Annotated in this window: 11 protein-coding genes; 6 read left to right on the top strand and 5 right to left on the bottom strand. The window is 62.1% G+C overall.

The features are described 5' to 3' along the window. Nucleotides 1–109: 109 nt before the first annotated feature. Both msrA and msrB read right to left on the bottom strand, forming a co-directional pair. Entirely contained in the window at nucleotides 110–655 is a 546-nt protein-coding gene (msrA, locus tag ACLBW1_RS08530; RefSeq protein WP_447811407.1) for a peptide-methionine (S)-S-oxide reductase MsrA, read from the bottom strand. Further along, nucleotides 652–1125 (bottom strand): peptide-methionine (R)-S-oxide reductase MsrB, encoded by a 474-nt coding sequence (gene msrB / locus ACLBW1_RS08535; protein ID WP_447811408.1) that lies wholly within the window; start codon nucleotides 1123–1125, stop codon nucleotides 652–654. Before msrB ends, msrA begins: the two co-directional genes overlap by 4 nt. Nucleotides 1126–1269: 144 nt before the next feature. Here msrB and ACLBW1_RS08540 point away from each other — a divergent pair, with 144 nt between their 5' ends. From ACLBW1_RS08540 to ACLBW1_RS08555, 4 genes are all read left to right on the top strand, one after another. After that, a complete protein-coding gene (locus ACLBW1_RS08540) occupies nucleotides 1270–1602 on the top strand; it encodes a type VII secretion target (protein ID WP_447811409.1) in 333 nt (110 codons plus the stop codon). Between the two features lies 1 nt (nucleotide 1603). After that, nucleotides 1604–2980 carry a hypothetical protein gene (locus ACLBW1_RS08545; RefSeq protein WP_447811410.1) on the top strand — a complete coding sequence of 459 codons (1377 nt, stop codon included), beginning with the start codon at nucleotides 1604–1606 and terminating at the stop codon, nucleotides 2978–2980. Beyond that, the gene (locus ACLBW1_RS08550) at nucleotides 2977–3570 is read left to right on the top strand and encodes a hypothetical protein (RefSeq protein WP_447811411.1); all 594 of its coding nucleotides are present in this window, start codon (nucleotides 2977–2979) and stop codon (nucleotides 3568–3570) included. The genes ACLBW1_RS08545 and ACLBW1_RS08550 overlap by 4 nt, the downstream gene beginning before the upstream one ends. Before the next feature lie 547 nt (nucleotides 3571–4117). Then, nucleotides 4118–5227 carry a hypothetical protein gene (locus tag ACLBW1_RS08555; RefSeq protein WP_447811412.1) on the top strand — a complete coding sequence of 370 codons (1110 nt, stop codon included), beginning with the start codon at nucleotides 4118–4120 and terminating at the stop codon, nucleotides 5225–5227. A 246-nt stretch (nucleotides 5228–5473) separates the two neighbouring features. On the opposite strand, the gene ACLBW1_RS08560 is transcribed toward ACLBW1_RS08555, so the two are convergent. Then, a complete protein-coding gene (locus ACLBW1_RS08560; RefSeq protein ID WP_447811413.1) occupies nucleotides 5474–6085 on the bottom strand; it encodes a DUF6642 family protein in 612 nt (203 codons plus the stop codon). A 276-nt stretch (nucleotides 6086–6361) separates the two neighbouring features. Between ACLBW1_RS08560 and ACLBW1_RS08565 the strand changes: the two genes are divergently transcribed. After that, nucleotides 6362–7453: a PD-(D/E)XK nuclease family protein gene (locus ACLBW1_RS08565; protein WP_447811414.1), complete on the top strand. Its 1092-nt coding sequence runs from the start codon at nucleotides 6362–6364 to the stop codon at nucleotides 7451–7453. A 6-nt stretch (nucleotides 7454–7459) separates the two neighbouring features. Here the strand turns inward: ACLBW1_RS08565 and ACLBW1_RS08570 are convergent, their stop codons facing one another. Next, nucleotides 7460–10219, bottom strand: a complete 2760-nt coding sequence (locus tag ACLBW1_RS08570; RefSeq protein WP_447811415.1) for a DEAD/DEAH box helicase — start codon at nucleotides 10217–10219, stop codon at nucleotides 7460–7462. Between the two features lie 74 nt (nucleotides 10220–10293). On the opposite strand from ACLBW1_RS08570, the gene ACLBW1_RS08575 reads away from it, so the two are divergent. Next, nucleotides 10294–12567, top strand: a complete 2274-nt coding sequence (locus ACLBW1_RS08575) for a GmrSD restriction endonuclease domain-containing protein (protein WP_447811416.1) — start codon at nucleotides 10294–10296, stop codon at nucleotides 12565–12567. A 28-nt stretch (nucleotides 12568–12595) separates the two neighbouring features. Here ACLBW1_RS08575 and ACLBW1_RS08580 read toward each other — a convergent pair whose 3' ends face one another. Further along, complete coding sequence (locus ACLBW1_RS08580; RefSeq protein ID WP_447811417.1) at nucleotides 12596–13453, bottom strand: hypothetical protein; 858 nt, start codon at nucleotides 13451–13453, stop codon at nucleotides 12596–12598. Nucleotides 13454–13460: the final 7 nt, after the last annotated feature.

The raw sequence follows: 13460 nt of genomic DNA on the forward strand, positions 1-13460 counted from the left end.
TCAGAGGACCTTCAGGTGGCTCGTGCCGCCGCGCGCGTCGCTTGCCACACAACAGCGCCCACCGTTCCGGAGGGAACGATGGGCGTCGTCGAATCGCCGATGCGACGGATCAGGCGTTGGCCTCGTCGCGCTTGGGCAGCACCCAGTCGGGTCGCACGTAGTGGCACGTGTAACCACCGGGGTTGCGGATCAGGTAGTCCTGGTGCTCGGGCTCGGCCTGCCAGAACGGGCCCGCGGGCTCGATCGTGGTGACGGCCTTGCCCGGCCACAGGCCCGAGGCGTCGACGTCGGCGATGGTCTCGCGCGCCACCTTCTCCTGCTCGGGTGACTGCGGGAAGATCGCCGAGCGGTAGCTCGAGCCGCGGTCGTTGCCCTGACGGTCCTTGGTGGTCGGATCGTGTGCCTGGAAGAAGAACGCCAGGAGGTCGCGGTAGCTGGTCTGCGACGGGTCGAACACGATCTCGACGGCCTCGGCGTGGCCGGGGTGCTTGCGGTAGGTGGCGTTGGCGTTGGTGCCGCCGGTGTAGCCGACGCGCGTGGAGATCACGCCCGGGCGGCGACGGATGAGGTCTTCCATGCCCCAGAAGCAGCCGCCCGCCAGAACGGCGGTCTCGGTGCCGGTGGCGGTGGTGACCTGGCCGGTGTCGGTGCTCATCGTGTGTGCTCCTCAGTGGTGGTGGGGGTGGTGAACAGGGTGCGGTACTCGCCGTAGCCCTGGGCTTCGAGCTCGTCGACGGGGACGAACCGCATCGCCGCGGAGTTCATGCAGTATCGCTGTCCGCCTTCGCTGCGCGGGCCGTCGCCGAAGACGTGGCCCAGGTGGCTGTCGGCGTTCGCAGAGCGGACCTCGGTGCGCTTCATCAGCAGTTTGCGGTCACTCTTAGTGGTCACCGCGTCGGACTCAATCGGCTTGGTGAAGCTCGGCCAACCGGTGCCGCTGTCGTACTTGTCGGTCGAGGAGAACAGCGGCTCACCCGACACGACGTCGACGTAGATCCCGGGCTCGTGATTGTCCCAGTACTCGTTGGCGAACGCCGGCTCGGTGCCGTCCTTCTGAGTCACCCGGTACTGATCGGGCGTCAGCCGGCTCACGGCCTCGCTCGTCTTCGCGTACTTCGTGGTCATCAATACCTCCTTGGAACACCGCTGGCTGCGGCATCTCCTCTACCAACGTACGAGCTACGTGATTTGGTCCCGAGGTACAGCCATCGTCGCCGACACGTCCCGTACGTCCGATAGGGTATCGATTCATCCAGGTCAGGAGGTCAGATGCCGGACAATCTCGAGGTCGATCCCGTGTCGCTCCGTCACGTCGGTCGTCAGCTCAATCAGGGCGCCGAAGAGGGCGGAGAGGCGTTCGTTGCCCAGCACGGTCAGCTGACCGCTGCCGCTGCGGGCCTGTTCGGGAAAGCCCGCTCGGCCATGGAGCAGAAGGCCGACACCTGGCGGACTCGCGCCGCCGACATCACCTCCGCCATCGACGACCACGGAACCCGCCTTCACACCAGTGCGGCGCTCTACGAGACCACCGACGGCGACACGAGTACTGCGCTATATCGGGCCGGCGACGACGGCCAACCGAAGCTGAACCTCAAAGCCTGACGTGGTCGCGTTCGGCGAGATCCTCAACTTCGACCCAGAGCAGATCCAGGAGATCTTCACCGCTTGCAATGCTCGTCAGCAGACATGCACCACGCTCGATGGTCACGTGAAGAAACTGTCCGACCTCGAAGGGTGGCAGGGCGACGCCGCTGACGCCGCCAAGAAGTCGGCCGGGCGAGCCCGCGTCGACCTCGACGCCCACGGCAACGAGGTGTGGAAGGTCGCTGCGGCAGCACGCGATTGCTACAACGAGGCGGTGGAACTCAAGGCGTCAGCAACCCGAGTACAGGCTGATGCCGACGCCAAGGGCTTCGTCATCGACTCCGTGTCCGGAACGGTCACCGACCCCGACCCGCCGGTGATGCGCGGCTGGGCCGATGCCGACAAGGCGACCTACTACGCGGAGATCGACGAAGTGCAGGCACGAGTCAACGACATCATCACCGCCGCCGAGCGTTTCGACGATGACCTCGCCGCCGCCATCAACGCGGCCGACGGTTCGATTCCTCTGACACCCAAGGGTGAGGGCACCAACGTCAACCTCGCCGACCGCCGCGCGAACCAGGTTGCGGCGTATCGAAAGACTTACGGTAAGGATCCGACCACCACGAATGATTGGCGTATGGCCGCAGTCCTCGACCCCCACAGCTACGACCCCAAGAGCAAGGGCGTCAACGCGAACATCGTCACGGTTCCGATCAAGCCGGTTCCAGGTCAGGGAGTCGTGCGAACCAACCAGTTCATCAAACAGCGCGATGTCGTCGACCCCTCGATGGACAACGCCGCCGGCAGGAACAAGGGCGACAACAGGGACTTCCAACAAGACTTCGATCCTGAGAACTCACGAGTCGCTGCCTACATCGACTACGAGCGAGGTCTCGTCGTTTTTAGGCAGAATCCCTCTGTGGTTCAACAGGCGGACGGTAGCTCCGGCCACGTCGAAGCGGGTGAGCCTCATGTTTCTGTTCAGCAAGCTGACGACGGCGCCGTGAGAATGCGCTTCGACGCCGCTGATCCGATTGGAGCCGGGGGCCCCTCCCGCTCTGCAGGATGGTCGGTCAACGGGGACATGACCTTTACTCCCACAGCGCAAGGGGCCCAAATCGGAGGTACGCGCACCGATTTCCCGTGGTTCGAGGCGTATCAGTCGTTTCCTGACGGCCGCGAGGCGACGCTGTCGCTGGACAATCCGCAGGGTTTTGGAACCGGCTCGAGCTACGGGCCGCTCATCAACCTGCAGGGCCACCACGACATCGGGGCGGGCGGGGCTGCACTGTCCGACCCGAAGTGGATCCCCGACATCGTCACTCCCGACGGGCGTGTTCTGAGACCTGGGGAGTTGTATTTTCCCCAGCAGCCGAAGGAACCCCCGGCATGACATCTGACGACCCCGAGCGGTCCGCAGCCGCACCACCGCTTTTGTCGACGCGCGCAGTGGACATGTTGCTCCTCCCCACGTTCGTAATCGCGGGGGCACTTTCGGCACTGATCGCGGTGGCGGGAGCCGACGGCTCACTCGCCGGGCGAGTCGCCGGGTTGTGGCTGATCTGGACCCCGATCGGCGTCACCATCGCAACCCGAGGAGTGCGAGACCGAGCTGTTGCGGCGCGCGGCAACCCGTTCCGACGGGCGGCCTTGGTTCTGCGCAAGTGGTTCGGGTGGACAGGCATCGCCACGTCAGCGGTGGTGATTGTCGCGCTGCTACTCACCGCACCGAATGAGTGGATGTCGCGAGGGTTGTTCATCAGCATCGCCGCCGGGGCGTGCGCTCTGTTGCTGATAAGAGGTCCCGTGCGCCAAGTCGGCGCAGGCATTCTCGTCGCATGCGCGGCACCGATTTGGCCTTACATCTTGCTCGTGGGAGCAGCGTTGATTATCCCGATAATCGTCACGCTTCTGACCGCGGCCTTGAGTACTCGTTCGGAACGACGGCGGCGGGTCGACCAAGCGGAGAGAAGTCCGATATGAGGTCCCCCGACCCACGGACCTACAGGTCGCGTTACGGCTGATCCACGAGCGCCGCATCCATGCACGCGACCTGACATGCGTCGAGCATCGACTCGAGACCTGGCAGTACGGTCCGCGGTCCGTGTGCGCAGCATGGTGATCATCTCTTCGACCGGCGGCACTGCATCGCCGGCGGCTCGGGCTCGCGCGGCTGCGGCCAGCGCGTCTCGCCAGCGGCGCCAGGAGGTCAACACTGCGGTTGTCTCGGCTGGCGGTGCGTCCAAAGAAGCGGCGTGGTCATGCAGATGAGAATGGCAGGCATCGCCACCGACAGCTCCACGGCCCGAGCGATGAAAATCCCACGCCCGGGGACGTATGACGCCAGAAGGCGGAAGGCGACGGACGGTCGGGCAAGCCGCCCTATCCCAAGGTGGCCCGGTCGGGCGGCCCACTATGTAGCGTGGGAGTTGTTGCAGGGCTGATCGCCCGCGAAATCTCAGGCGCAGTAGGTAGATGAGGAGCCGACGTGGCAAGGGTTGGTCGACGGGTAGATGACGGTGTCAAATTGGTGAATATCGATGCCGAAGACCGCGAAGCTGTAGAACGCGATCGTACGGAAATTCGAGAGTTCGTAGGGAAATTGAGTGGCGACGACATCAAGTCGGGCGGCTGGTTCACAAAGTTGCTTGCTTCTTCTTTGAGCGCCTACTCCGAACAAGTTGACTGGAAGTACTTTCAGACAAAGTATAAGAATGTCCCCGCAGACGCCATTGTCGATCAACGAATCAAGATGGCTTCGCGGTACGCCGCAATTGAAGGCGGTCTGTCCGCAAGCGCTTACACTGCGGTAATCGCTGCAACGATAGGGTCTTTGGGCGGCGCGTCCCCCGCGACGGTACCGGCCGCAATTGTCACTGTGATGATAGACGTCGCCTATATCACGCGACTCCAGCTACACCTTGCCTACGACATCGCGGTTCTCTATCGCGTTCCGTTGGACCTCGACGATCCCGATGATCTGTGGAAACTAATACGTGTGGCGTTCACCATAAAAGGTGGAGAGGTAGCTCGCGAAGGCGTGGTCAAGGCTGTTCCGGTTGCAATTCGCCCCCTGATCAAACGCTTCTACGCCAGGGGCGTATTGAATGCGGCAAGAGGACTTCCCTTTGTCGGAAAATTTCTTTTGCAACGGAACGTCATCAAAATTGGCATCCCACTGGTTGGGGTGCCCACTTCTGTGGTGGTGAATCGATATACAACCCTCGTGGCGGGCCGCCACGCCCGTGTAGTGTTTCGCAATGAGGCAGAAATACTCGAGCTTGCAAATAAGCTTTCGATGCGCACAGCGCATCCAAGGCTGGCACTGTGGGTCGCATGGCTTGTCATCAAAGCAGACGGAAAGATATCGGACGAAGAGGCCCTCTTGATGAGGCACTTGGTTCGAGTCGTGGGCGATCAGCACGAAGTCATCGACGAGGAACTCTCGCAACTGGTCGAGGTGTCCGAGGCGGATGTTTTAAAGATGTTCGCAGCCGAGTCCGGAACCTTTGACGATATTGCCGAGCTTGCAAACGACGTTGCCAAAGTGGACGGCGAACCCAACCGCAAAGAGCGCGAAGTCATTTCTAAAATAGAAAACCTCCGAGACCTTCGAAGGGATGCGTCTACAACCGCTTGATCATATTCCCAAAATCCGACGGCACGAATTCTTGCCGTTCTCATAACAGTGCAAACAACACTCCGGAGCCTACCTGCGACCGCCCGCACGATCCAGCTCGCGGAACAAGTTCTCCGTGTCGCCGTCGCCATGCCGGCAACCGTGGGTCGTTCGGTTCTGCAGGCACTGAACGAGGCGGTGACTCATCGCAAGCCCACTGCATCTGCAGGCACTCCACCATCTCAAGGTTCCGAAAACCACATGAGCTTACGCATCGCGCGCGGCCCTGACTGCGACGTTGCGATCTGACGCCCATTTCGAATGAGCCATCCTGAAGCCGAGACGGCTGGTCAGATCTGGATAGGTGGCGGTCAACCAGTCATAGACCGGCTTCATATTCGTTGACCATGCAAGACGCTTCACGAGCAGAAGCTCGAAGGCCGCAGCTTCCACCCAATCAACATCACGGGTGTAACCTAGCACTGCACGAGCTTTGGTGACTTTGCAGAAATCTTTCAGTAGCTCATCACTGGCGCGGAGGACGCCGCACGAACCGAAATGGATCACCCGCCCGTCGCATCGACCCTCCAGCATTTCCTGAAGATCCCCGATGGAAACTTCGTCCCGGCCTAGGTACACGGTTTGGGAACTGCCGTGAAATCCGAGGTAAAGAATGTCTAAGCCAGCCCGCTTGTTCTTGAAAAGTCGCTCCAGGTAATAGCGCAACTCCGCTTCGGTCGCAACGTCGCGGTGAACCAGTCGAATGTCGCCGCTGTCCTGCAGGAGCTGCAGGGCAGGCTCCATGCTCAGTCGGCTTTCCAATGCCTCCTCCCATTCGCCCTCGAGACAAAAGACACCGGTCGGTCTGCGATTAGCCATCTTTCGATCCTCGCACGGGTCGAGATCTCGGGCCAGGTTCCCCGGGTGTCCGGACCCGGTCGACAGGTGTCTCCGCATTTCTGGGACGGATGTGACATGGTCGTCGGCATGACTGCGTCCCAACAGGGCCCAGAACCACGCAGACGTGGTCCCGGCAGGCCACTCGAGTCCCTCACCAGTCGCCTACAGCCGCAAGACGCGACGCGCGGCTGTGAAGTAGGTGTCGCGGCCACCACCGCTCAGAATGGCGCGGACTCCGTGGTCGAACGGACCCAGGTGGCAATCGAGCAGCTTCGCTCCAACACGCTTGCACGACTCATGCCCGGGTCGCGAGAACTCTTTCACTCGAACTTGCTGGCATGGTATTTCGAGACCATGGGAGAACCCGCCAGGAGAACGCTGGCGGCGCTGGCCGGGCTGGCCGACCCCCCGTCTCAGATCTCACGGATAGAAAGAGAAAAGAACCGATTTGATCTGCTGATCCTCGACGACAAGGCGCGTGGCGTAGTCATCGAGAACAAGGTGTTCAGCATTCCGCGAACCGAGCAATTGGATGAGTACTCGGGCAAGCTACGCTCGATGAAGAGTTTGGGACACGCACGACCGGTTCTCCTCAGTCTTGCTGATCCGTCGTGGCCTGACGGTCGCTACGAGTCCAGAGGACGCCGTGGCGACCCAGCAGTCGTTTGGCACTACGTCTCATACCGCCGTGTCGCCGAACTGATGAGCAGCTCAATCCCGAGTTCGTCGACCTCATACGAGTGGTCCACGGTCGCGCGGTATTGCGCGCTTGTCGAGACACTCTCGTCGGTTGCGGAGGATATGGCCGCCATCGAACCGGAATCGCTTGTGTTTCCGAATTTCCCTTCGAACCAATCGGATCCGTTCGCGAATCAGATATACGGATCTCTACGAAAGCTCCGCGCAGATGCCGTCGCCCAGTACGTTGCTCGAACGTTGACGCCGTCGACACAGCCGCGTTCCACCAGCTCAGGGATGACCAATTCCCAACCTATCGTGGAGACCTTCTATCGCAGAAGCAACACGAAACTGGCGACAGCCGTTGGTTGGCAGTTGCAAGGAAATCAGCTGCGCCTGTTCGCGAACATCCCGACGAAGGCGGGACGCACCACCGATCGTCAGAACGAGCGCGTCACGTGGGGAATCGATAACGTGCGCCTGTTCGCGTTCGACTTTGCCGAAGAAGTCTGGCCCGGCGAGTCGAAGATCGTCAAGCCGGCCACCGGTTTCAACAGATTCGATCCTGCGTTCATATACCGTTACATCAACGCCAGCGGGCTGACTGTGGGCCAGCTGATCACGGTGGCGCAGGCTCATCAGATGCACCTGGACGGCCTAAGCTGGTAGGACGGGCTACTTCCTCGGGACCTTGACGAGCCAACTCTCCGGCGACAAGTAGTCAACAAGACGCTGGCCATTCGTGCCCTCGACAAGCCAGTCGGTCAGGCCGTCTGTGAAGACGGTTCGTCGCTCTGACATCGATCTGATCGCAGCGCTGGCGGTCGCAGCGTTTCTGAACTGCTTGCCGCCGTACCTGCTGGCGACCGGCGCTTCGGAGACGTCCAGATGACCCGTAGCGGTGTCGAACAACCCGCGCACAGTGCCCGCCTCTGTCGTCAAGGAGACGTGGACACGGCCCACACTGTCGAAGACGGGATGACCAGACGACTCAGGGGCTGCCGGTTTTGGAACACGGGGAACGGGTGCATTCCGCGGCTTACCGGTCGGACGGGGCGAATCGACGACCACTGGTGTCACACGAACTCTCGCCGGGGTGGATCTCTCGGGCGATTGGTCATCACGGACATTCGGGACAGCGCCCTCTGATGCCAACGCTCCCAATTTGTCCCAGCGGTCGAGTCCTGCGACGAGGGCACTCTTTTCTAGATTGACGAACTTTGACTTCGCCTTCCCTTGCGGACGAGCGGACGACCTCCTGGCAGAATCACGTGCGACTTCGCGGAACTCGGCGGCGGTGAATATGTAGAAAGTCTTGTGGTTGAGGGGGTTCACGAACACGCGCACAGCGCCACTGGCCTGGTTCAGCTCTGACCTCGGCAGGTTCCACGTACCGCCTGAGTCCGTTGCGAGCCGGACGTGGCGACGGACACCGCGCGCATCGGTCACCTCGACCTCGTCCTTGCGTGAGCCGCCCAGATCCCGAACCGTCCCACCGCGCGCCTGGACCGCTGTCGTGAAAGCGACAAGTACGCGTCGTAGCGCAGGGTCCAGATCCGCTTCGGCGAAAGCTCCAGCCACGTCCTCCCCAGCAGCCACGAAAGGGTCACGTTGTCGGGCTCGAGGGGCGACGAGCTGTCCTCCCATCGCCCGCCACAGCTCGGTGATCCTGCCCGTCTTCAGACGCTCGAAGAGACGGGACTCGCCCACCAGCGTGTCGGTCAGATCGCTGAGTTCGACGTCTTTGTGGCCAAGAGCTTCGAACAACTCTGCTAGGGCTGCCAGTGCGATCAACCGTTCGGAACGACTTGTTTTCTTCAGTCCACCCGAACCCACGATCGCCGCACCGATAGGCATCCACGAGACTCCATCAACACCGCCCCGAAGCGCTTGGTCCGCTTCGATGTCCGGCAGGAGCTCCTTGACCTCGCTCCACAGAGGAAAGCCTTGATGCTCGTCAAATATGTCGTAGATCGCATCGGTCACCGACCACGTGTCCGCAGATTCGAGCGGCACCTCCTTATCAGCGACCGGTTTGTCGGCTCGTTCCGAACCAGACGGCGTTTCGTAGATTCGACTTGTCAGCGTCGCGGCGACGTCGCTGGTGCTCACGTCGCTGACTGCGCCGGCGATCTCGCGCAACGGGGAGAAATCAACCGCGTGCGAGTCGACCTCGGGGTCTTCGATCGTCCCGTTGACGTACACGCAGACAAACAATGATGGAGTGTGAGCCGTGAGGGAAAGAACTCGAGACATCTGAGACGTCATCGCTGCGCGAGTCTTGGGTGCAGCGGTGATGACACCGACTCGATGCTGACCCGGCTCGGTCCCGAACGCGGGCACCTCGGCTCGGTCAGTGACCTCGGTGCCGTTGTAGTCGAAGTAGACACCGATCGATCCCGTTCTCCGGATCACTTGTCGAACGGTTGCGACGACGGAGACCTTCTGAGCGCATCGGCTGAGGATCAGCCGCCTGTCGCGGTCTGCATGCAGCAGAGCCCGCGCCGTCGCCGTCAGCGGCCCGGGTGCCGCATCGGCGTCGAGCCTTCGCGCCAGGACGACCACGCCGTCAGGCGCGCCGTCCCCGGCATCTTGCAGGACACGCGCTGCGGCGGAGACCTTGTCGGAAGCAGCGCGGTAGTCGTCTGACTCGGTTGTCGAGAAGTGGACGCCCACATTGATCACTCCGGGGGGATCGAGAAGGCCGTCTTTGACTGCTCGCTGGTAGTCACAGCCGTCTATCACCTCGCGGAAAAACGGCTTGAGAACCCGCTCTGCGCGAAGGTCGGGCCATTCATAGGTCGCGGTGAGCGCAAGCTTGTCCCGGGTCGCTCCGATCGTCGAGAGACTCGCGTAGTCGGCAACCGTGAGCCGGTGGACCTCGTCGGCCACCAGTAGCCGCTCCCGTGATCCGAAACGCAATCTCCTGTCCCCCAACATGGACGACTCGGCCACCAAGATCGGAAACGCATCAACCGGACCAGTGCCTGCATCCACACGGTGCACGATCGACGACGGGATAGCGATTGCCAGAGCACGCAACCAGGCGTCGGCTGTTTGCCGATCGGGAACGACCACCAGCGCGGCCAACCCCCTGCGGCGAGCCTCGACGATCGCAGCGAGCGCCACATCGGTCTTGCCGGCTCCGGTGACCGCTTCGACCACACCGGCGCGCCCACTCAGGAACCACTTCTGGAGAGCCTCCACCTGCCATTGTCGAAGCGGTCGGTTCAGGGACAGGGCCCTTCCGAAGGACTCGGTCGACAGAACCCGCCACATCTGATCGGGCCCGGTGGGTTCGAAAACGAAGTCGTTGTCCACCAGTACTTGTTCGACAGCCGCGGAAGGCTGCCCCAGACGTCCCGCGAGGTCCTCGACAGCCAGAGGCCCTACGCGGGTCAGCTCCGTGAGGAGTGCGATCGCGACACCGCGCATTGCCACTCCCTTGTCCGATCAGTCGGATACCGTCCTCTTGGATTAGATCAGTCACCACCGACGGAGTCATCGATTTGAAGGCCGAAGCCCTTCTTCTGCGAGAGTTGTTTGAGGGAGAACAATGTCTCGTCGTCCCGGTCTTCCAACGACCCTATGTGTGGACCCGCACTCGAAACTGGGAACCGCTCTGGAACGACATCGTCGAGATGGCGGACCGGTTCGCCGCAGATGTCAACGCGGAGCCACACTTCCTCGGTGCCGTCGTGCTGGATGCCACAGAGAAGGATTCGGCGGAAATAAGCGTCAGGCAAGTCATCGACGGTCAGCAGCGCGTCACAACGCTTCAGATCGCTCTGTGCGCAGTCCGGGACGCGATGACCACGACCGACGTGCCGCCGAAGTTCGTTCGCGTCCTGCGCTCCCTGACCGGCAATGACGAGGGTCTGTCTGATGCGGACTTCGCGCCCTTCAAGGTGTGGCCCACGCTTCGAGACCGTGCCGCCTTTCAATCGATCGTGAACGGCGATGACTCCGAGCCGGCCGACTCGCGGCTGCGAGACGCGTACGACTACTTCCTGGAAGCTTGTCTGGGATGGCTCGAGGAGTCTCGAGCAGAGCCCGAGCGGGTCGCCGCTCTGGTCAAGGTGCTTCGAACCGGGCTGCAGCTTGTGGTCATCGAACTCTCGGCGACCGACAATGCGCAGGTCATCTTCGAGAGCCTCAACGACCGTGGGACGCCGCTGCTCCCCAGCGACCTGGTCAAGAACTCGCTGTTTCAGCTCCTGGAACGTTCCGGCGCCGACGTCGAGCAGGTATTCGACGACCATTGGCGCCGTCTCGAAACAGACTTCTGGCGGGAAGAGATCCGACAGGGGCGACTCATTCGATCGCGGCTGGATGCGTTCTTCGCGCATTACCTGACCATGTGCACCGGCAACGAGATCCTGTCGACTGAGCTCTTCACAGCGTTCAAGACGTTGACCGCAGAGTCCAGTCGTGACGAGCTCATCGCACGAGTGCGAGACATCGCGGCCAACAGCGAGGCGTACCGACGCATCATCGTGCCGTCGGCCGGCGCGGATCACCAGAAGCTGATGGAGGTCGCAGATGCACTGGACACCTCAGTGCTCGCCCCTGTCGTCCTCTACCTGGAACAGCATGCCGATTCCGGCGACCGATCTGCGGCATACGCGCACATCGAGTCTTGGCTGGTTCGCCGCGCCGTACTGCGCTCCACAAGCAAGAACTACAACAGGATGCTGCTCGACCTCCTGAAGACTCTCCGTGACGCCGAAGCTCCGTTCGGGCCGATGGTCGAAGCGTTCTTGCTGTCGAACACGTCTGAGTCCGGCCGATGGCCGACAGACGACGAGATGCGCGAAGTCCTGATCTCCAGTCCGCTCTACAAGAACCTCACCCGCGCGCGCAGCAAGCTCGTGCTTCGCGGTTGCGAGGCGGGCCTATTGCTCGCGACGGGTACTGGCGACGAGCCACCGCAGGACTCGTTCGAGGTCGCGCAGCTCAGCGTCGGCGACGACGGACTGAACGAGAATCTGCGCGGGTCGCTCGGAAACCTGGGATTGGTTGCCTCGCCTCGCCCACGCGGAATCGCGAACGCCGTCGCATGGGAGGAGCGCCGCGCGTTTTTTGCCACGGACCGATTCCTGGTCAATGCCGTGGCGTTATCAGAGGTCTCAGATGCTGCCGTCGCGGCCCGCGCCGCAGCTCTCGCTGATGCATTCTGCCGACGCTGGCCGCACCCTCAGACCGTCTTGAACCGCAGCGATGCGCGATCAGCTGTTTCGTCGGTCGCGCGGCAGGCAGTCGACGACATACGCGATCGTCTGGCGGACCTCCCGATCGGCACCGCCCTGCGAGTTGACGCGTTGGCACTGACAGCCGACGAACTGGCGGATCTCGAAGCTACGCTGATCTCGCAAGTAGATGGCGTGGAGTTGCTGACGATCGGCGACAAACAATTCCTGGAAAAGATTGGCGAAGTCGTCGGAAGCCAGCGACCGCTGATCTCTGGAAACCAGAACGAAACGAGCACTCCGCGATCGACGCGAAATCCACCGGGCGAATCGATCGCAGACCTCATCGACGCGGGACTGCTTGCCGAAGGCGATGAGATCTTCCACGATCAGGTTCGAAAAGGCACCTCCGTGACCGCGCGGATTGGCCCGGGCGGCAAGATTTTGCTCGGCGGGCGCGAATTCACCAGCCCGTCGATGGCACTCGGACAAGCCACCGGTACGTCACGCAACGGTTGGCGTGATTGGCGGGTGGGCCGGACCAACGAAACGTTGGACCAGTTGCGAACACGGTTTCGACGGCGTCAGAGCTGATCGACCGCTGCAAGCAAAAGTAACGTCATTATCGACCGAACCGCACGACCTCCACTGCGCGTCGCAGAATAGGCCGCAACACCTCATGCACGTACGGATCAGCCGCCTCATTCCAGGCGCCCATCCGGTCGTCGTGGCGTCCCAACGGATGGGTCAAATATGCGACGGACGTTTGGTGCCCGTCGATCGACGCCCTGACGAGACTGGCCTTGTCGATCTGTAGTTCTGTAGAACCGCCTACGACACGTTGCAAGTCGTCCCGGATCTTCGCTCCTTGCACGATCACGACATGCGGCTGCAGAATCGCGATGGTGGCTGACAGGTGCGGGAAGCAGTTGTGCGTCATCCCCGTGGTGCCGATCGACGTCCGCCCGCGCTCGGTCGTCGTCGCCGAGCACAGGCGGGCATTCACCGCTGCGTAGCACTCGAGCAGGTGAGCCACGTCCCCGTTCACAGCAATGTCCTCTGCATCCGACATGACTCCCAAGCCGAGCAGATAACGCAGGGCCAGAACGATTCCACGCATGTGCGGGTGGTGTCCCCGCACCTCAGGGTCGCGAGCCCGGTCGTGACCAGCTGCACGCGTGGCCCTGTCGATGAGCGACGGCGGGTCGGATGATCCACCGAGATCCATTCCCACACAGAGAATCCGGAACGGTGTCCCATCGATGGCGAGGTCGAATCGATCGCCTATGAAGCCGAGCTGTGCCGGGTGGAAGAAACCCACTTCACTGGCATTGCGTGCCTGCGTCCGGCATGCCGCCTGCGACCGACAGACGAACTCGTGTTCGCGAGTCAACACCGACGACGCCATGTAGCTGTCGTACGCGGTCTGCCTGCGCCGTGTGGCTTCGACGTCGGCGGTGTAGGTGTGGGTTTCGATCATCTCAGAG

The organism is Williamsia sp. M5A3_1d, from assembly GCF_053345315.1.